The organism is Streptomyces solincola, from assembly GCF_002982015.1.
GTDB classification, from domain to species: Bacteria; Actinomycetota; Actinomycetes; order Streptomycetales; family Streptomycetaceae; genus Streptomyces; species Streptomyces solincola.
In genome coordinates, this window is sequence record NZ_PVLV01000275.1 from 1 (window position 1) to 18,537 (window position 18,537).

At 73.0% G+C, this 18,537-nt stretch carries 21 protein-coding genes; 15 read left to right on the plus strand and 6 right to left on the minus strand.

From position 1 onward, the window contains the following. Window positions 1-4: 4 nt before the first annotated feature. The 4 genes from C6N75_RS18210 (at window position 5) to C6N75_RS18225 (ending at window position 4,469) form a co-directional block, all read left to right on the plus strand. Window positions 5-640, plus strand: coding sequence for a TetR/AcrR family transcriptional regulator (locus tag C6N75_RS18210; protein ID WP_105869963.1), 636 nt, complete (start codon window positions 5-7; stop codon window positions 638-640). 316 nt (window positions 641-956) lie between these two features. Then, the gene (cimA, locus tag C6N75_RS18215; protein ID WP_105869964.1) at window positions 957-2,597 is read left to right on the plus strand and encodes a citramalate synthase; all 1,641 of its coding nucleotides are present in this window, start codon (window positions 957-959) and stop codon (window positions 2,595-2,597) included. A 134-nt stretch (window positions 2,598-2,731) separates the two neighbouring features. Beyond that, a complete protein-coding gene (locus C6N75_RS18220) occupies window positions 2,732-4,081 on the plus strand; it encodes a pentapeptide repeat-containing protein (protein WP_105869965.1) in 1,350 nt (449 codons plus the stop codon). 1 nt (window position 4,082) lies between these two features. Then, window positions 4,083-4,469 carry a nuclear transport factor 2 family protein gene (locus C6N75_RS18225; RefSeq protein ID WP_105869966.1) on the plus strand — a complete coding sequence of 129 codons (387 nt, stop codon included), beginning with the start codon at window positions 4,083-4,085 and terminating at the stop codon, window positions 4,467-4,469. Between the two features lie 572 nt (window positions 4,470-5,041). Here the strand turns inward: C6N75_RS18225 and C6N75_RS18235 are convergent. Both C6N75_RS18235 and C6N75_RS18240 read right to left on the minus strand, forming a co-directional pair. Beyond that, on the minus strand, window positions 5,042-5,284 hold the full coding sequence (locus tag C6N75_RS18235; protein WP_105869968.1) for a DUF397 domain-containing protein: 243 nt from the start codon (window positions 5,282-5,284) through the stop codon (window positions 5,042-5,044). Further along, entirely contained in the window at window positions 5,281-6,135 is an 855-nt protein-coding gene (locus C6N75_RS18240) for a helix-turn-helix domain-containing protein (RefSeq protein WP_105869969.1), read from the minus strand. The genes C6N75_RS18235 and C6N75_RS18240 overlap by 4 nt, the downstream gene beginning before the upstream one ends. A 114-nt stretch (window positions 6,136-6,249) precedes the next feature. Between C6N75_RS18240 and C6N75_RS18245 the strand changes: the two genes are divergently transcribed. The 3 genes from C6N75_RS18245 (at window position 6,250) to C6N75_RS18255 (ending at window position 7,626) form a co-directional block, all read left to right on the plus strand. Beyond that, window positions 6,250-6,666: an ATP-binding protein gene (locus C6N75_RS18245; RefSeq protein WP_105869981.1), complete on the plus strand. Its 417-nt coding sequence runs from the start codon at window positions 6,250-6,252 to the stop codon at window positions 6,664-6,666. Between the two features lie 33 nt (window positions 6,667-6,699). Beyond that, a complete protein-coding gene (locus tag C6N75_RS18250; protein WP_105869982.1) occupies window positions 6,700-7,131 on the plus strand; it encodes a PPOX class F420-dependent oxidoreductase in 432 nt (143 codons plus the stop codon). Window positions 7,132-7,212: 81 nt separating this feature from the next. Continuing rightward, window positions 7,213-7,626 (plus strand): SRPBCC family protein, encoded by a 414-nt coding sequence (locus tag C6N75_RS18255; RefSeq protein ID WP_105869970.1) that lies wholly within the window; start codon window positions 7,213-7,215, stop codon window positions 7,624-7,626. Here the strand turns inward: C6N75_RS18255 and C6N75_RS18260 are convergent. From C6N75_RS18260 to C6N75_RS18270, 3 genes are all read right to left on the minus strand, one after another. Continuing rightward, the gene (locus tag C6N75_RS18260) at window positions 7,595-8,887 is read right to left on the minus strand and encodes a GDSL-type esterase/lipase family protein (RefSeq protein ID WP_105869971.1); all 1,293 of its coding nucleotides are present in this window, start codon (window positions 8,885-8,887) and stop codon (window positions 7,595-7,597) included. The two genes, C6N75_RS18255 and C6N75_RS18260, sit on opposite strands and share 32 nt — an antisense overlap. Next, window positions 8,884-9,486, minus strand: coding sequence for a TetR/AcrR family transcriptional regulator (locus C6N75_RS18265; protein ID WP_105869972.1), 603 nt, complete (start codon window positions 9,484-9,486; stop codon window positions 8,884-8,886). Before C6N75_RS18265 ends, C6N75_RS18260 begins: the two co-directional genes overlap by 4 nt. Window positions 9,487-9,555: 69 nt before the next feature. Beyond that, the gene (locus tag C6N75_RS18270) at window positions 9,556-10,428 is read right to left on the minus strand and encodes an AraC family transcriptional regulator (protein ID WP_105869973.1); all 873 of its coding nucleotides are present in this window, start codon (window positions 10,426-10,428) and stop codon (window positions 9,556-9,558) included. Between the two features lie 155 nt (window positions 10,429-10,583). Between C6N75_RS18270 and C6N75_RS18275 the strand changes: the two genes are divergently transcribed. Next, window positions 10,584-11,360, plus strand: a complete 777-nt coding sequence (locus C6N75_RS18275) for a methyltransferase domain-containing protein (RefSeq protein ID WP_105869974.1) — start codon at window positions 10,584-10,586, stop codon at window positions 11,358-11,360. 29 nt (window positions 11,361-11,389) lie between these two features. Here C6N75_RS18275 and C6N75_RS18280 read toward each other — a convergent pair whose 3' ends face one another. Beyond that, window positions 11,390-12,004 carry a YceI family protein gene (locus C6N75_RS18280; protein ID WP_105869975.1) on the minus strand — a complete coding sequence of 205 codons (615 nt, stop codon included), beginning with the start codon at window positions 12,002-12,004 and terminating at the stop codon, window positions 11,390-11,392. Between the two features lie 305 nt (window positions 12,005-12,309). Here C6N75_RS18280 and C6N75_RS18285 point away from each other — a divergent pair, with 305 nt between their 5' ends. The 7 genes from C6N75_RS18285 to C6N75_RS18315 form a co-directional block, all read left to right on the plus strand. Then, window positions 12,310-12,819, plus strand: a complete 510-nt coding sequence (locus C6N75_RS18285) for a hypothetical protein (RefSeq protein ID WP_105869976.1) — start codon at window positions 12,310-12,312, stop codon at window positions 12,817-12,819. 337 nt (window positions 12,820-13,156) lie between these two features. Further along, window positions 13,157-13,768: an NPCBM/NEW2 domain-containing protein gene (locus tag C6N75_RS18290; RefSeq protein WP_181160526.1), complete on the plus strand. Its 612-nt coding sequence runs from the start codon at window positions 13,157-13,159 to the stop codon at window positions 13,766-13,768. A 234-nt stretch (window positions 13,769-14,002) separates the two neighbouring features. Beyond that, the gene (locus tag C6N75_RS18295) at window positions 14,003-15,586 is read left to right on the plus strand and encodes an acyl-CoA carboxylase subunit beta (RefSeq protein WP_105869977.1); all 1,584 of its coding nucleotides are present in this window, start codon (window positions 14,003-14,005) and stop codon (window positions 15,584-15,586) included. 78 nt (window positions 15,587-15,664) lie between these two features. Further along, window positions 15,665-16,300, plus strand: coding sequence for a ScbR family autoregulator-binding transcription factor (locus tag C6N75_RS18300; RefSeq protein ID WP_105869978.1), 636 nt, complete (start codon window positions 15,665-15,667; stop codon window positions 16,298-16,300). Between the two features lie 277 nt (window positions 16,301-16,577). Beyond that, window positions 16,578-17,408, plus strand: a complete 831-nt coding sequence (locus C6N75_RS18305) for an AfsR/SARP family transcriptional regulator (RefSeq protein ID WP_105869979.1) — start codon at window positions 16,578-16,580, stop codon at window positions 17,406-17,408. Window positions 17,409-17,458: 50 nt separating this feature from the next. Next, window positions 17,459-18,172, plus strand: coding sequence for a ScbR family autoregulator-binding transcription factor (locus tag C6N75_RS18310; protein WP_105869980.1), 714 nt, complete (start codon window positions 17,459-17,461; stop codon window positions 18,170-18,172). Window positions 18,173-18,241: 69 nt separating this feature from the next. Next, a partial coding sequence (locus C6N75_RS18315) for an acyl carrier protein (RefSeq protein ID WP_146132605.1) occupies window positions 18,242-18,537 on the plus strand: 296 nt, incomplete at its 3' end.

Below are 18,537 nucleotides of genomic sequence, written 5' to 3' on the forward strand. Positions count from 1 at the left end.
CCCCATGACCCCCGCCGCCCGGCGGCGCAACAGCGCCCCGCCCCGCGAGGAACTCCTCGCCGCCGCCATGGCGATGATCGCCGACCGCGGCCTCGACGGGCTCACCATGGCCGCCCTCGGCCGCGAGGTCGGCATGAGCAGCGGCCACCTCCTCTACTACTTCCGCACCAAGGACGAACTGCTGCTACAGACCCTGGAGTGGAGCGAGGGCCGGCTCGGCGGTGAACGCAGCGCCCTGCTCTCCCGCGGCACGGTCCCGGTCCGCGAACGGCTCCTCGCCTACGTCGAGCTGTACGTCCCCGACGGCCCGCGCGACCCGCACTGGACGCTGTGGCTGGAGGTCTGGAACCGCTCGCAGTACGCCGACGCGGACGCCCGCGACCGCCAGGGCGCCATCGAACGCGCCTGGCACCGCGACCTGGTCGCCCTGCTCGCCGAGGGCATATCGCGCGGCGAGCTGCGCCGGGTGGACCCCGACCGCACCGCCGCCCGGCTGCGCGCCCTGCTGGACGGCTTCAGCGTCCACGTCGCCGTCGGCATCCCCGGCGCCGGACGGGAGGCCGCGCTCGCCCACGTACGCGAGTTCGTCGACGACACCCTGCTGCCGGCCGCGAGCCCCGCCGCCCTGCCCGCATCCTGAGACCCGTGTCCGCGTCCCCGCCCCGCTGTGGCAGACTGCCGACGTGCTTGCTACCGCCATGATTATGGGCAGCAGCGCGCCGGTCCGCCGTGACCACTGAACCCGCGGAAACCCCCCGCGGCAGTGGACACCGTGTCCAGACCCGCGCGCAGACCTCTCGCATCCGCGAGGGGTCTTTTCGTTTTCCGGCCCACCCCGCCGGAAGACGGCGGCGCGCGAGAATGGAGGCAGGTGGAGCCGCCACCCCGCACCAGCCGCAGACCTCCGGCAGCCGGGGGACCCCACCGAGCCACACCCGACAGGAGCCAACCCAGTCATGACCACGGAGACCGACAGTCTTCCCGCCCTCGGCGCCTCCGCCGGGTCCCTCCCCGACGACGGCTTCCACGTCTTCGACACCACCCTGCGCGACGGCGCCCAGCGCGAGGGCATCAACCTCACCGTCGCCGACAAGCTGACCATCGCCCGCCACCTGGACGACTTCGGCGTCGGCTTCGTCGAGGGCGGCTGGCCCGGAGCCAACCCCCGCGACACCGAGTTCTTCGCCCGCGCCCAGCAGGAGATCCGGTTCAAGAACGCGCAGCTCGTCGCCTTCGGCGCGACCCGCCGCGCCGGCACCACCGCCGACCAGGACCCCCAGGTCAAGGCCCTCCTGGCGTCCGGCGCCCCGGTCATCACGCTCGTCGCCAAGTCCCACGACCGGCACGTCGAGCTGGCCCTGCGCACCACCCTGGACGAGAACGTCGCCATGGTCCGCGACACCGTCTCCTACCTGGTCGAGCAGGGGCGCAGGGTCTTCGTGGACTGCGAGCACTTCTTCGACGGCTACCGCGCCAACCCCGGCTACGCCAAGGCCGTCGTCCGCGCCGCCGCCGAGGCCGGCGCCGACGTCGTCGTCCTGTGCGACACCAACGGCGGCATGCTCCCCGCCCAGATCCAGGCCGTGGTCGCCACCGTCCTCGCCGACACCGGCGCCCGGCTCGGCATCCACGCCCAGGACGACACCGGCTGCGCCGTCGCCAACACCCTCGCCGCGGTGGACGCCGGCGCCACCCACGTCCAGTGCACCGCCAACGGCTACGGCGAGCGCGTGGGCAACGCCAACCTCTTCCCGGTGGTCGCCGCCCTGGAGCTGAAGTACGGCAAGCGCGTCCTGCCCGACGGCTCCCTCGCGGACATGACCCGGGTCTCCCACGCCATCGCCGAGGTCGTCAACCTCGCCCCCTCCACCCACCAGCCCTACGTCGGCCTGTCCGCCTTCGCCCACAAGGCCGGCCTGCACGCCTCCGCGATCAAGGTCGACCCGGACCTCTACCAGCACATCGACCCCGAGCGGGTCGGCAACACCATGCGGATGCTGGTCTCGGACATGGCCGGCCGCGCCTCCATCGAGCTGAAGGGCAAGGAGCTGGGCATCGACCTGGACGGCGACCGCGAACTGGTCGGCCGGGTCGTCGAGCGGGTCAAGGAACGCGAGCTGGCCGGCTACACCTACGAGGCCGCGGACGCCTCCTTCGAGCTGCTGCTGCGCGCGGAGGCGGAGGGCCGGGCCCGCCGCTACTTCCGCACCGAGTCCTGGCGTGCCATCGTCGAGGACCGCCCCGACGGCACCCACGCCAACGAGGCGACGGTCAAGCTCTGGGCCAAGGGCGAGCGCATCGTCGCCACCGCCGAGGGCAACGGCCCGGTCAACGCCCTCGACCTCGCCATGCGCGCCGGCCTGGAGCGCATCTACCCCCAGCTCGCCAAGCTGGAACTGGTCGACTACAAGGTCCGCATCCTCGAAGGCCGGCACGGCACCCAGTCGACCACCCGCGTCCTGATCACCACCACCGACGGCACCGGCGAGTGGGCCACCGTCGGCGTCGGCGAGAACGTCATCGCCGCGTCCTGGCAGGCCCTGGAGGACGCCTACACCTACGGCCTGCTCCGCGCCGGCGTCGACCCCGCCGAGTAGCCGCCCCGGGCCGCGTAGCCGACCCGGGCCGCGCAACCCGCCCCGGGCCGCGCAACCCGCCCCGGGCCGCGTAAAGCATCCCTTCATCCCGCCCCTACGTCCCCTTTACCTCCCTTTGGCGTACTGTCGATGACATGAGGACCAGGCCGTTCACCCTTCTGTCGGCCTTGGCGGGGCTGACACTCCTGCTGCTCCTGGCCCTGGCCCCCACCGCGGGGGCCAAGGCCACGGACCTGTCCGACGTGGCCCAGGCGCTCAAACAGAGCCCGGTCTACGTCCACCCCGACGCCGCCGACCAACTCTCCAAGAGCCAGGCGGACGCCTTGGCCGACAAGATCGAGAACGCCGACAAGCCCGTCTTCGTCGCCGTCCTCCCCGACACCGCCCAGTTCCCGGCCGACAGCCTGCTGCGCGACCTGCGCACCCAGACCGGCGTCACCGGCCTCTACGCCGTCCGGCTCGGCGACCGCTTCGCCGCCGCCTCCGACCGCGCCGTGATGCCCGCCCAGTCCGTCCGCAACATCGCCGACTCCGTCCGCACCCCCGGCGTGACCGCGAACACCGAACTGACCGACTTCGTCGACCAGGCCCTGCCCCAGGCCCGCGGCTCCGCCCCCTCAAGCTGGAGCGGCGTCCCCGGCAACGACGGTGGAGCCCCCGTCGCCGGCCTGATCACCATCGGCGCCCTCGCCGCGGCCGCCGGCGCGACCGCGCTGACCGTCTCCACCCGCCGTCGCCGCCGCCGCGAGCGCGAGGACCAGGAAGCCCTCGACAAGCTCCGCACCGTCGTGGACGAGGACATCACCGCCTACGGCGAGGAACTGGACCGCCTCGACTTCCACCCCTCCGCGTCCTACGCCGACGACGCCATGCGCACCGACTACGAGCACGCCCTCGACTGCTACGACAAGGCCAAGACGTTCATGAGCCGGGCCCACCACCCCCGCGACGTCCGCCCCGTCACCGAGGCCCTCGAAGACGGCCGCTTCTCCCTCGCCGTCCTGGCCGCCCGACGCGAGGGCCGCCCGCTTCCCGAGCGGCGCGGACCGTGCTTCTTCGACCCCCGCCACGGCCCCGGCACCACCGACGTCGAGTGGGCGCCCCCCGGCGGCGAGACCCGCCGGATCCCGGTCTGCGCCGCCGACGCCACCCGCCTCGCCGAGGGCAGGGACCCGATGGCCCGCACCGTCGACACCCCCGACGGGCGCCGCCCCTACTGGGAGGCCGGCCCCGCCTACGGCCCCTGGGCCGGCGGCTACTTCGGCGGCGGCATCCTGCCGGGCCTGCTGATCGGCACGATGCTCGGCTCCGCCCTGCACTCCCCGGCCTACGCGGCCGACTACGGCGGCGCCGACTTCGAGGGCGGCGACTTCTCCGGCGCCGACTTCGACTCCTCCAGCTTCGGAGGCAGCGACTTCGGCGGCGGAGACTTCGGCGGAGGCGGCGGTTTCGGCGGCGGGGACTTCGGCGGCGGAGGCTTCTGAGGTGCCCCCGCCCCCGGCGGCGGCCCAGGTGCGGGAGACCGCCCGCGCCTGGGCCGCCGCCATCGTCGCCAACGACCCGGCCCGCATCGCCGCACACATGGCCGACGACTGGATCATCGTCTCCGACACCGGCCCCACCAGCCGCGATCAGTTCCTCGCCCTGATCACCTCCGGCCGCCTCACCCACTCCGCCATGGACACCGTCACCGCCCCCCGCGTCCGCGTCCACGGCGACACCGCCGTCCTCACCGCCCGCGTCACCAACACCGCCCACTACGAGGGCGAGACCTACCCCGCCGACGAATGGACCACCGACGTCTTCGTCCGCCAGGGAGACGGCCGCTGGCTCTGCGTCCTGAGCCACATCACGACGGCGACGGGGGAGTGAGGCGGGTCGGCGCCGGTGGGCGGGGGCCGGTGGCGGCCATCCCCGCGCACGCGGGGATGGTCCCATCCTCCCCAACCGCGTCTGGCGCGGGATCCGCTGCTCCCCGCGCACGCGGGGATGGTCCCTCGATGGGCGCGTGCTGGACCAGGCGGACATCCTGCTCCCCGCGCACGCGGGGATGGTCCCCAGTACAGGGCGCGGGTGCATTTCGGCACGTCCTGCTCCCCGCGCACGCGGGGATGGTCCCGCAGGCGCGATGGGCATCGTGATGGAGGCGCTCTGCTCCCCGCGCACGCGGGGATGGGGTCCGGCGACGAGCCCCAGTTGCCGGCACAGCCAGACCTGCTCCCTGCGCACGCGGGGACGGCTTCGTCCTCAAGCCGTCGGACACGGCGGAGGCGGCCCGTACCATCGCGGACGGATCTCTGTCGGCGAGGCGGCCGGGGAGGCAGCGGCCGTAAGGGCGACAGTGGTCTGCCCACCGGTTGGCTGTCGTGTGTGAGCCCCGACTCCCGGACCGACGACCGGGGTCCTCCCCGGCCGGCCCGGAGCCAGCCGCTCCAACTGCCGTACTACGCCGCCGAGGGCACCGTCAGGAACGCGGACCAGGCGGTGGGGGAGACGGTGAGCATGGGACCGGCCGGGACTTTCGAGTCGCGGACGTGCACGGCGCCCGGGTGCGCGGCGACCTCGACGCAGTTGCCGCCTTCGTCGCTGCTGTGGCTGGACTTGTGCCAGTCGTAGGCGACCTCGATGCAGTTGCCGCCCTCGTCGCCGCTGTAGCTGGACTTGAACCACGAAAGTGCGGGTGTCATGCCTCTCCTGCCAGGTCGTCCAGCAGGTCCTTGCTGTCCTCGGTGTTCAGGGCCTGCGACCGCAGCATCCCATATTTCTGCTGGAGGATGCTGACCTCCGACGGGTCCTGGATCAGGAAGCTGACCCGCTGCCCCTCGATGTAGGCCAGGCTCTGGTGCTCCTCGGTCTCCAGCAGCACGAAGGGGCCGTTCAGTCCGGCGTGGGTGGTGCGCTTGCGCGGCATGATCTGGAGGCTGACGTACGGGAGGTCGGCGATCCGGTGGAGGTGGCGAATCTGTTCGCAGGTCACTTCCGGACCGCCCAACCCGCATTCCAGGACGGACTGCTCGATGATGAAGCTCATCACCGGCGGGCTCGGCTCGCGGTCGAAGAGCTTCTGGCGGTCGATGCGGTCCGCGCGGCGCTCCTGCTGCTCCTCGACCGTGTAGGGCGGAAAGCGGGAGGCGAAGACGGCCGCCGCATAGCCCTCGGTTTGCAGGATGCCGGGGATGGTCTGGCTCTCGTATGAGGACAGCGCCAGCGCCGCCGCCTCCAGCTCGATGAAGTCCTGGGCGAAGAGCGGATACCGCTCCTTGTCCGGCACGCGGGCGACGCCGGCCGCCAGGACGCCGCCGGTGCCCAGGATGTCGTCCAACTGCTGGGCGCGGTCGAGTCGTAGCGGGCGGCGGCCCTGCTCGATGGAGGCCAGCGTCTCCACGGAGACGGCGATCCGGTCGGCCAGTTGGGGCTGGCTCAGGCCGTCCGCACGGCGCAGTTGGGCGAGTTGGGCGCCGATGAGATGCCAGGAGGTCACCTTGTCGCTCTTCTGCTGGGCTTTGCTGGGCCGGCCCGGCTTCCGTGAGGGGTGCATGGTCAGCCCTCTTCCCATCCCGCGGACTACGTGACGCATGTCCGGCCCGTACAAAAGCGTTGTACGGGGTGGCGTGCTGTCCCAGCGTAGTCACCGAAGGTGACAGTGGGCGGCGTGATCCACGAACCCGAACTCCCCCAGCTCCGCGAGGCGTTCTACCGGCGCGACCGCCGTTCCGTCTCCGCCGCCCGCCGTTTCACCAGCGAGGCGCTCGACGCCTGGGGCGTCAAGGCCCGCAGCGAGGACATCGTGCTCTGCGTGAGCGAGCTGGCGACCAACGCGCTGCTGCACGGCGTACCGCCGGGGCGCGGTTTCCGGCTCTGCCTCGCCCGGCCGGACGGGGGCACGACGGTCCGCGTGGAGGTGCACGACAGCGGCGACGGCGTCGTCCGGCAGCGCGATCCCGGGCGCGGAGAGGAGTCGGGGCGAGGGCTGCTGCTGGTCGCCGCGCTGGCCGACCGGTGGGGCGTGGGCGAGCGCTCGCCGGGCAAGGCGGTCTGGTGCGAATTCCGCGAGGAGGACGCGAGCTGAGCGAACGGCTTGCTGACGGGCCATCATCGGAGCATGACGACCACACAGGAAGACCTTCACGCGCTGCTCGCCGCCAGCCGCCTCGGCACGCTCGCCACGCTCCGTTCCGACGGGCGGCCGCAGCTCTCGCCGGTGATGCCGTACTACGACCGGGAGGCGGGGGCCGTCCTCGTCTCCACCACTCGCGGCACCGCCAAGGCCGCGAACCTGCGGCGGGACGGGCGGGCCTCGCTGATGGTGCTCAGCAAGGACGGCTGGTCATGGGCCACGGCGGAGGGGACGGTCACCCTGACCGGGCCCGGGACGGATCCGGAAGGGCCGGAAGTGGATGCCCTGGTGGACTACTACCGGGCGGCGGCGGGGGAGCACCCCGACTGGGACGAGTACCGCTCGGTGATGGTGTCCGAGCGTCGGGTGCTCCTCACGCTCGCGGTCGAGCACGTCTACGGGGCGACGGTCGGCTGAGAGGACCCGGCGGGGCCCGGTCGGGCGACGGGGGTGGGATGTCCGTTTCGCCGGACCGGGTGGGCGGGCACACGAAGCGGCATGGGTGACTACGACAACTCGATCACGGTGGCGGTCCCGCCCGCGCGGCTGTTCGCCTACCTCTCCGACGTCAAGAACCTTCCGCACTACATGCCCCGGCTGACCTCGGCGCGCCCGGAGGGCGGCGACCGGGTGACGGTCACCGCGCACATCGACCCGCCGGACGCCCCCGAGCAGGACGTCACCAGCGAGGCGTGGATCCGGGTGGTGGAGGAGGGCAAGAGCCTGGAGTGGGGCGCGCCCGGCCCGCACGACTACCACGGGCGGCTGCACGTCGCGCCGGGCGACTCCGACGGCAGCTCGCGCCTCAGCGTGGAGCTGCACACCGAGTCCACCGAGGGCGGCCAGGTCGACCACGGCCTGGAGGAGGCCCTGGAGGGCATCAAGCACGCGGTGGAGTCGGCCGAGAGCTGACTGCTTCGCCCCCGGGCGGGCTGCTTCGCCCCCGGGCGGGCTGCTTCACCTCCGGGCGGAGACTTCTTCCCCCCCCCCGGGCGGGCTGCTTCACCTCCGGGCGGAACGGGCCGTCGGCTGCGAACGCGCGGGCGGCGAAGCGTTCGCCGATGCGGCGGTGGGCGGCTGCGTCCGGGTGGAGCTGGTCGGGCAGGGGCAGTTCGGCGTGGTCCGCCTCGCCGTACAGCTCGCGGCCGTCCAGCAGGTGCAGGTGCGGGTCGTCGGTGGCGCGGAGCGCGACGATCCGGGCCAGCTCCTCCCGGATGACGTTGAGCGTGAGCTTCCCGGCGGCTCGTTCGGCCGGGTCGCCGGTGGCGTGGAAGCGCAGCCGGCCGGCCGCGACGGACTCAGGGTCCATGACGGCGGGGCCGGGGGTGTCCTCGTGGATGGGGCAGAGGAGGGGGGAGAGGACGAGCAGCGGGGTGTGCGGGTGGCCCTCGCGGATGGTGTCCAGGAAGCCGTGGACGGCCGGGCCGAAGGCGCGCAGCCGCATGGCGTCGTGGTTGACGATGTTGATGCCGATCTTGACGCTGATCAGGTCGGCGGGGGTGTCCCGCAGGGCGCGGGCGGTGAACGGGTCGAGCAGGGCGTTGCCGCTGAAGCCGAGGTTGTGCAGCTCGACCCCGCCCAGGCGGGAGGCCAGCGCGGGCCAGGTGGTACTGGGGCTCGCGGCGTCGGAGCCGTGGCTGATGGAGCTGCCGTGGTGCAGCCAGGTCCGGCGGCCGGAGGAGGACGCCGGTAGCACGGGGGCGTCGGTGCGCAGGGCTGTCAGCTCGGTGGTCTCGTTGTGCGGCAGCCAGATCTCGATGTCCTTATCGGCTCCGGGCAGATCGCGGAACGCCAGGGTGCCGACGGGGCCGGGGCGGTGCTCGGCCGCGCCGGTGGCCAGGTCGATGGTGAGGGTGGAGCCGCCCTGGACGGTGCCCTGCCCGGCGGGGTGGCCGTCGATCAGCAGGTCGTAGACGCCGTCGGGGCGGGGCGGCGCGCCCGGGTAGACGCGCTTGACCGGGCGGGTGTCCAGCTCGATCGCGGTGGCGCGGGTGCGGAAGGCCAGGCGTACGCCGGAGGGCTGCGCCTCGACCAGGGACAGCTCCTCGGGGCACTGGGCGCGGGCCCGGGCGGGCAGCCGGTGCGGCAGGACGCCGTCCTCGGTGTGCTCGACGTCGAGCGCGCCGCGCAGCAGCGCGGCGGTGACGGGGGTGGTGATCCAGGGCTGGTTCATGAGGGGAGTCCGGGGGTGGTCGTCGGGGAGTGGGGGCCGCCCCGGGCGCGGAGCAGGGTGTCCAGGGAGTCGATGACCCAGTCCCAGGACTCCTGCGCGCTCACGGGGGTGTGGTCGAAGCCGCCGGCCGTCTCCAGGCTGACGTAGCCGTGGAAGACGCTGCCGAGCATGCGGACCGCGTGCGTCTGGTCGGGCTCGGCGAGGTCGTAGCCGCGCAGGATCGCCCGGCTCATCCGGGCGTGCCGCACCCCGGCGCCGGCAGCCGCCGTCTCCGGGTCGAGCCGGAGCCGGGCGGCGGCGTACCGGCCGGGGTGCTCCTTGGCGTAGCCGCGGTACGCGTCGGCGAAGGCGGCCAGCGCGTCCCGGCCGGCGCGCCCGGCCAGCGCCTCGGCGGCCCGGTCGGCCAGCTCGGCGAGGGCGAGCAGCGCGATGCGGGTGCGCAGATCGTCGGAGCCGCGCAGGTGGGAGTAGAGGCTCGCCGTCTTGACGCCGAAGCGCCGGGCGAGCGCGGAGACCGTCACCTGCTCGAAGCCGACCTCGTCGGCCAGCTCCGCGCCCGCCTGCGTCAGACGCTCCGCGGTCAGGCCCGCTCGTACCATCACTCGGCCCTCCTTCGCCGAGCGCCATTATGTGTTTGCCTAAGAGGTTTAGGCAAATGGCTCAACAGGTCAGGCCGTCCTGGCCACCGGGATCCACAGCTCGGCCTCGCCGGTGGCTCCGTCCTCGGAGAGGCGGACGCTGAGCAGTTCAGGGCCCGGCCGGCTCTCGTACGGGTTGGAGGGGAACCACTGGGTGAAGACGTCCCGCCAGATGGTCTGGAGGGTGGCGGGGAAGGGCCCGGCGCTCTCGAAGACCGCCCACGCGCCCGGCTCCACGCGCAGCACGGACATGTCGTCCGGCACCGGGCCGTCGACGCCGGTCGCCGCCGCCTGGTGGTAGTCGAGTCCGGTGCCCTCCGCCCGGTCGGGTGCGAGCTGGTCGCTGACGCCCAGCAGGCCCCGGGGCTCCTGATCGGACAGGGCCTCGATGCGCCCGAGCGTCTCCCGGCCCAGGCCCCGGACGAACTCGGCGATGTGGGGGTTGACCCCCTCGTGCACGAGCGGGACCCGTGCCTTCCTGCCCACCAGGCGGAAGGCGTCCTTCTGCACGATCCGGTACCGCATGCTGCTGCTCCCTTCGACGATGAGGCGGAAGGACATCCGGGGCTGGGACCGCAGGGCCGCGCCGGTGCGCCGCGCCTCGCCCGGGCCGACGCCGTGCATCGCGCGGAACGCCCGGGCGAACGCCTCGCCGGAGCCGTATCCGTACCGGACGGCCACCTCCAGCAGCGTCCGCTCGCCGGACAGCACCTCCGCGCCGGCGAGCGTCAGCCGCCTGCGGCGCACGTACTCCGACAGCGGCATCCCGGCGAGCGCCGAGAACATCCGGCCGAAGTGGTGCTCGGAGACCGCCGCGATCCGGGCGAGCGCGGCCACGTCCGGGGGCGGACCCTCCAGGTGGGCCTCGATGTGCTCCATGGCCTGGTTGAGCCGTTCCAGCACGGCGCTCTCCGTTCCGGCGGTGTCCGTGTGCCCCGCCCTTCCGGCGACGACGCTACGGAGGTGCGCCCGGCCCGGACCCGATGACCACGGGCCCGGAGATGTCGGGTGCGGAAACCGGGTGGTGGGTACACCCATAGGGCTCTTACGCTGGAAGAATGGCACAGCGTACGTTCGAGGAACTGGTGGCGGAGGGGGCGGCCGAACCGGTCGCCGGCTGGGACTTCTCCTGGCTGGACGGGCGGGCGAGCGAGGCCCGGCCGTCGTGGGGGTACCAGCGGTCGCTGGGCGGGAGGCTGGGGGAGGCCGCCGCCGTACTGGACCTTCAGACCGGTGGCGGCGAGGTGCTGGGCGGCGCGCTGGACAGTGCCGTGCGGACGCCTCCGGTACTGGCCGCGACCGAGGGGTGGCCGCCGAACGCGGCCAAGGCCACCGAGCTGCTCGGGCCGCGCGGGGTGGTCGTGGTGCGGACGCCCGAGGAGCCGCCGCTGCCGTTCGCGGACGGGGCGTTCGACCTGGTCACCAGCCGCCATCCGGCGACCGTGCACTGGGAGGAGATCGCCCGGGTGCTGCGGCCGGGGGGCGGGACGTACTTCGCCCAGCACGTGGGCCCGGCCTCGGGCTTCGAGCTGATCGAGTTCTTCCTCGGGCCGCTGCCGGAGGAGGTGCGCCGGGCGCGCCATCCGGAGGACGAGGCGGCCGGGGCGCGGGCGGCCGGGCTGGAAGTGGTGGACCTGCGGACCGAGCGGCTGAGGCTGGAGTTCCGGGACGTCGGCGCGGTCGTCTACCTGCTGCGCAAGGTGATCTGGTGGGTGCCGGACTTCTCGGTCGAGCGGTACGAGGGACGACTGAGGGACCTGCATGACCTCATCGAGGCCACCGGTCCCTTCGTCGCGCACTCCTCGCGCACCCTGGTCGAGGCGCGCCGGCCCTGACCGGGCCGGACGCGCTGCGGCGGGCCGTCTCAGGAATCCGTCGTGCGGATGGCGGAGATCTCGAAGGTCAGCTTGATCTTGTCGCTGACCAGCACCCCGCCCGTCTCCAGGGCCGCGTTCCAGGTCAGGCCCCACTCGGAGCGGAGCAGCTCGGCGGCGCCCTCGAAGCCGACGCGCTCGTTGCCGAACGGGTCGGTGGCGGAGCCGTTGAACTCCAGGTCGATGGTCAGCGGCTTGGTCACGTCCTTGACGGTGAGGTCGCCGGTGATGCGGTAGTCCTGGCCGCCGAGGGCTTCGGCGCGGGTGGAGCGGAAGGTCATCGCGGGGAACTGCTCGGCGTCGAAGAAGTCGGCGCTGCGCAGGTGGTTGTCGCGGTCGGCGCTGCCGGTGTCGATGGAGGCGATCCGGACGTCGATGGCGGCGCTGGAGGCGGCCGGGTCGGTCCCGTCCAGCTTCAGGGTGCCGTCGAAGTCGGTGAACGAGCCGCGCACGTTGGTGACCATGGCGTGGCGGGCGGCGAAGCCGATGCCGCTGTGGGCCGGGTCGATGGTGTACTCGCCGGTCAGCGCGGCGAGGGCCGGGTCGACGGCGGTGCTCGCCGGGGCGGTGGTGGTGGCGTTGCTGCTGCGGTTGAAGAGACCCATGGGGACGCACTCCTCGAGGACGGGCGGATTGCTGCTCCGCGATTGGTTTAACGTTCAACCTGTTCGACGCAATGGACTGTAGACCTTCTCGGTTCAATTTTCAACCACCACGGCCGACCTGTCCTGTCGAACGGGACCGGGGCCGGTGGGGAGCGCCATTGGTGCGCCCTCTGGCGGGGGTCGGACCCTCTGGCGTACGCGCGTAGAACTGCGGCAGCATGCCTCCTGCGCACCCGTCGGCCAGCGCCGCCGGTCCGCCCGCCTTTTTGTCATGCTCCGATCAGATCAGCTCTCTCGGAGGAACCGTGAAGCTCCGCTCCGTCCTGACCGCGCTCGCGCTCGTCCTCGGCGCGCTGTTCGCCCCCGGCGCCGGCGTCCTCGCCTCCGCGACCGACGCGCACGCCGCCACCAAGATCAGCCACGCCACCGCCACCTCGATGTTCCGGGCCTCCGGGATCACCTGGTCCTCGTCCGGCGGCTGCTCGAACCGCAACAACCCCACCTGCACGTCGTTCGACCAGCTCAACCAGGCCACCGCCCGGGGCGCGCAGACCCTCAAGAGCGCCAGCGGCTGCGGCCTCAACATCACCGGCGGCACCGAGACCGGGCACGCGAGCGGCGCCTACTCGCACTGGAACGGCTACAAGCTCGACTTCTCCCAGGCCACCTGCCTGACCGACTACGTCAAGAACACCTTCACCTACATCGGCGTGCGCGGAGACGGCGCGCCGCAGTGGCGGTCCGGCGCGGGCAACGTCTACGCCGACGAGGGCAACCACTGGGACGTCACCTTCCACAACTGCGGCGGCTGCTGAACCAGCCCGCAAAGCAGGGGGCTTGGACTTCCCGGCGCGCCTTGTTGGACTGCCCTGGCCCCCGCCCGCCGATTCCGTTGACCCGCTCGCCGCACGGGCGTCACCCACATGGCCATGCCCTCACCCACCCGTGCGGCGGGCCGGCCCGGTACCGCTGCCGCCGCCCTCGCCACCTGCTCCCTGCTCACGGTGACCCTCGCGCCCTCGGAGGCGGCCGCCGCCCCACCGGACACCGCCACCGCCACCGCCGTCCACGAGGCGGCGCACCTGCGCTCGGCCCAGCTCGACGTCGCCGTCGCCCGACGGCTGGCGGGCCGAGCCCGCCGGACCGCTCGCCCTGCCCGCCGTCGAGCCCGGCTCCACGGCCACCGCCGCCTGGCAGGTCACCCCGCCGGCGGACGCCGCCCACCGCGGCCACGAGCTGCGGGCCACCCTGGCCTACACCGCCGGCGGCGCGGACCGGGAGCTGACGGCCACCGCCTCCGTCCGCACCCTGCCGCCGCCGCCCGCGGCCGACGCCTGGGCGAGCGACCTGGACTGGGTCTCGGCGACCAGCGGCTGGGGCCCGGTCGAACGCGACCGCGCCAACGGGGGCACCGCCGCCGGGGACGGCTCACCGCTGCGGATCGGCGGCACCGGTTACGCCAAGGGGCTCGGCACGCGCGCCCCGGCGACCGTCCGCTACCACCTGGGCGGCCGGTGCTCCTCGTTCACCGCCGAGGTCGGCGTGGACGACGCGCAGACCGGCCGGGGCACCGTGCGGGTCTCCGTCCTGGCCGACGGCGCGCGGAAGGCCACCTCGCCGGTGCTGGCCGCCGACAGCCCGCCGTGGGCGCTGACCGCGGACACCACCGGCGCCCGGTATGTGGACCTGGTCGTCGACGACGGCGGGGACGGCAACGGCAACGACCACGCCGACTGGGGCGCCGCCCGCTTCCGCTGCGCCTGAGCGCCCAGGGAGGGCCACGGGGCGGTACGGTCTGTTCCGGCCGTACCGCCCCCGTCCGTCCCCTTGCCGGCCGGCGTTCACCCGGTTGTCGTAACCCCACAACCCGGACCGCCCGAACGCTGGCGGATCGCCTGCACCGGTGAGCGGTTCTGTCCGTGTCTCACAGCAGATGACGCGCGAGACTGTACGGAGTCAACGGCGGGTTTTCCTTGCTGCCCTCCGTAGGGTCGGTGCATGACCGTTGTCGACGAGACCCAGAGCGAGCCGGCCGACACCCGCGGGCGCGTCGCCGAACTCCACGCGCTGCGCGAGGAGGCCCTGGCCGGGCCGAGCGAGCGTGCCACCGAGGCCCAGTACGCCAAAGGCAAGCTGACCGCCCGCGAGCGCATCACGCTGCTCTTGGACCCGGGTTCGTTCCGTGAGGTGGAGCAGTTGCGTCGGCATCGGGCGACGGGGTTCGGTCTGGAGGCGAAGCGGCCGTACACCGATGGTGTGGTCACCGGGTGGGGGACGGTGGAGGGGCGGACGGTGTTCGTCTACGCGCATGATTTCCGGATCTTCGGCGGGGCGCTCGGGGAGGCGCACGCGACGAAGATCCACAAGATCATGGACATGGCGATCGCGGCGGGTGCGCCGCTGGTGTCGTTGAACGACGGGGCGGGGGCGCGGATCCAGGAGGGCGTCTCGGCGCTGGCCGGGTACGGCGGGATCTTCCAGCGCAATACCCGCGCCTCGGGGGTGATCCCGCAGATCAGCGTGATGCTCGGCCCGTGTGCGGGCGGCGCGGCCTACTCGCCGGCGCTGACGGACTTCGTGTTCATGGTGCGTGAGACCTCGCAGATGTTCATCACCGGCCCCGACGTCGTCAAGGCCGTCACGGGCGAGGAGATCACCCAGAACGGGCTGGGCGGCGCGGACGTGCACGCCGAGACCTCCGGGGTGGCGCACTTCGCCTACGACGACGAGGAGACCTGCATCGCCGAGGTCCGCTACCTGCTGTCGATGCTGCCCTCCAACAACCGCGAGAACCCCCCCGTCCACACGGGCGACGACGCGGCCGACCGCCGCTGCGAGGCCCTGCTGGACCTGGTCCCCGCCGACGGCAACCGCCCCTACGACATGGCCAAGGTCATCGAGGAACTCGTCGACGACGGCGACTACCTGGAAGTCCACGAACGCTGGGCCCGCAACATCATCTGCGCGCTGGCCCGCCTGGACGGCCAGGTCGTCGGCATCGTGGCGAACCAGCCCAGCGTCCTGGCCGGCGTCCTGGACATCGAGGCCTCCGAGAAGGCCGCACGCTTCGTGCAGATGTGCGACGCCTTCAACATCCCCATCCTCACCCTCCTGGACGTCCCCGGCTTCCTGCCGGGCGTGGACCAGGAACACGGCGGCATCATCCGCCACGGCGCGAAACTCCTCTACGCCTACTGCAACGCCACCGTCCCGCGGATCTCGCTGATCCTGCGCAAGGCCTACGGCGGCGCCTACATCGTCATGGACTCCCAGTCCATCGGCGCCGACCTCACCTACGCCTGGCCCACCAACGAGATCGCCGTGATGGGCGCCGAAGGCGCCGCCAACGTCATCTTCCGCCGCCAGATCGCCGACGCCCAGGACCCCGAAGCCACACGCCAGAAGATGGTCAAGGAATACAAGGCCGAACTGATGCACCCCTACTACGCCGCCGAACGCGGCCTCGTGGACGACGTCATCGACCCCGCCGACACCCGCACCATCCTCATCGACTCCCTCACCATGCTCCGCACCAAGCACGCCGACCTGCCCTCCCGCAAGCACGGCAACCCGCCCCAGTAGTCCCACCAGTCCCACCGACATGCGGGTGGACGGCGGCCGGGTCCGGCCGCCGTCCACCTGTGCCAGGAGCCTTCCTCAATGGTCAAACAGGAGCGTGCGGCCCGCACCCGGCAGATGCTGATCCGTGCCGCGGCGGAGGTCTTCGCCGAGGACGGGTTCGCCTCCGCCTCGCTCACGACGATCAGCCGGCGGGCCGGCGTCAGCAACGGTGCGCTGCACTTCCACTTCGCGAACAAGGCCGCGCTCGCGCAGGCGGTCGAGGACGACGCGGCCCGCATCCTGCACCGGATCACCGAGCAGGCGGCGGTGGACCACTCGTGCCCGCTGGACGAACTCGTCGACGTCACACACCGGTTGGTGCGCCGGATGGCCGAGGACACCATCGTCCGGGCCGGCTTCGGGCTGTGCCGGGACACCGCCTGCCCCAGCGCGGCCGAGCTGAGGGGCGACTGGCAGCAGTGGGTCGAGGGCCGGCTGGGCCAGGCCGAGCTGGACGGCCAGCTGGCCGGGGACGTCTCCGCGGAGGCGGCCGCGGCCACCGTCGTGGCCGCCACGGTCGGCTTCGAGGTGCTCGGCGGCCGGGACCCTCGGTGGCTGTCCGAGCAGCGGCTCAGCCGCTTCTGGGACCTGCTGCTGCCCCGGCTCACGGGTCCGCGGGAACCGGCCGCGGCCGGCCCGTGCGGCGGCAGCGGCGGGACACCGGAAGCGAGCTGACAGGCGTCCCGGTAAGAGACCGACCGGTCTCTTACCGGGACGCCTGCCTCGCTGCCACCTCCCGCCCGCGCCGACCACCCGATGCCCCACCGCTCCCCCCATCTCCCGCATCACCAGCGGATTTTGACTGCCCAGCCGCTGGTCAGCCGCTCGTAAAAAACAGCATGACTGGTTTGGTATTGACAAACCGTCCGTCCTGTTTTTTCATGAGGTCATACCGAGGACCGTCCCTGCCAAGGGCACGACCGGATGACCACGTATCGACCGGGGAGATCGCATGGACATCGCTGTGCTGGGGGCGTTGGCCGTCAGAGAGAACGGGACGTCGATCACACCGACGGCGCCCAAGCCGCGCCAGGTGCTGTCGCTGCTGGCCCTGCACGCCGACAAGGTCGTGCCGGTGTCGGCGCTCATCGAGGAGCTCTGGGGAGACAATCCGCCCCGCAGCGCCCGCACCACCTTGCAGACCTACGTACTGCAACTGCGCGAGCTGATCTCGGTCGCCCTGGAGCGCGACCCGCAGGACGCCGCCCCGCGCACCGCCAAGGACGTCCTGGCCACCACGCCGGGCGGCTACCAGCTCCACACCTCCGGCGGCGCCCATGACGTCCGCGAGTTCGAGCGGCTGGCCGGCGCCGGCTACCGGGCCATGGACGCCGGCGACTTCCCCGGCGCCGCCCGCCAGCTCCGCGAGGCCCTCGGCTTCTGGAGCGGCAACGCGCTCGCCGACGTGCACGCCGGCCCCCAGCTCCAGATGGAGGTCCGCCGCCTCGGGGAGTCCCGGCTGTGCGCGCTGGACCAGCGCATCGAGGCCGACCTGCGCCTGGGCCGGCACCGCGAACTCCTCGGCGAGCTGACCGTCCTGGTGCAGCGCTACCGCACCCACGAGACCCTGCACGGCCAGCTCATGGTCGCCCTGCACCGCTCCGGCCGCCGCAGCGAGGCGCTCGGCGTCTACCAGCGGCTGCGCACCGCCCTGGTCCGCGAGCTGGGCCTGGAGCCCTCCGCGGGCCTGCGCAAGCTCCAGCGAGCCGTCCTGGTGTCCGGGCCCGAGCTGGCGCCCGAACCGGCCCGGGCCGGCACGGAGCGCCTCAGCCGCGTCGGCTGACCAGGCGTCACCACATCCCGGACAGCCGGGGTGGGAGAGGAGGAGCCGCCATGCAGAGCAGATCGGAGCACACCCGCCGCAGGCTCGTCCGCGCGGGCGCGGAGCTGTTCGACCGCAACGGCTACGCACAGGCGACGCTGGGACAGATCGCCGCGTCCGCCGGACTGACCAAGGGGGCGCTGTACTTCCACTTCGCCTCCAAGGACGGCCTCGTCGAGGCCATCGAGGAGCGCGCGCAAGGCCGGCTGCGGGACTTCGTGCGCCGCCAGCGCGAACAGCGGATCCCGCCGGTGCAGTCCCTGATCGACCTGACGCACCTACTGGCCCGCACCCTCCACGAGGACCCGGTGGTGCGCGCCAGTTTCCGCATCGCCCAGGAGAGCGCCGGACGGCAGCCTCCCGGCGCGGACTTCCACCAGCCCTACCTCGCCGAGGCACAGGCCCTGCTCGGCCGGGCCCGCGCCGAGGGCGCCCTGCGCGACCCCCACCTGGCCGAGGGCGCCCGCGCCCTGCTCTCGGCCACGGTCTGCGGCATCGCCGTGCTGTCCGCCACCGGCTCCGGTCACGTCGAACCGGGCCCCGGCATCACCGGACTGTGGGACCGGCTGCTGCCGACCCTCGTCCCCGCCGGCGACCTCGCCCGCTACCGCACCCACCCGCCCGAGGACGTCCCGGACGGGTCGCCCACCGCCCCCGGCGCGCTGGACGCCCCGACCGCCCACGACGTGCCCGGCACACCGGACACCGACCCGCGCGCGGCCTGAACCCCGCGGCACGGCCCCCCGGAGCCCACGCCCTCCGCGGGACCGGAAACGGACCCTGGGAGAGCACCCATGCCCTTCGCACCCCACCACCGCGCCACCAGCGCCGCCGCCGACACCCCGGCCGCCGCCGGCGTGCTCGCCCCGGTGGTCGGCTCGCTCGCCGACGTGCTGCGGCTCAGGCCCGAGCGCATCGACCCGGAGCAGACGTTCCGCTCGCTCGGCCTGGACTCGCTGCTCACCGTCGAGTACGTGGCCACCGTCAACGCCCACTACGGGCTGAAGATCAAGGCCGACGCGCTCCTGGACCATCCCACCCCGCTGGCCTTCGCCCGGCACGTGGCCCGCGAACGCGGACTGCCCGCCCC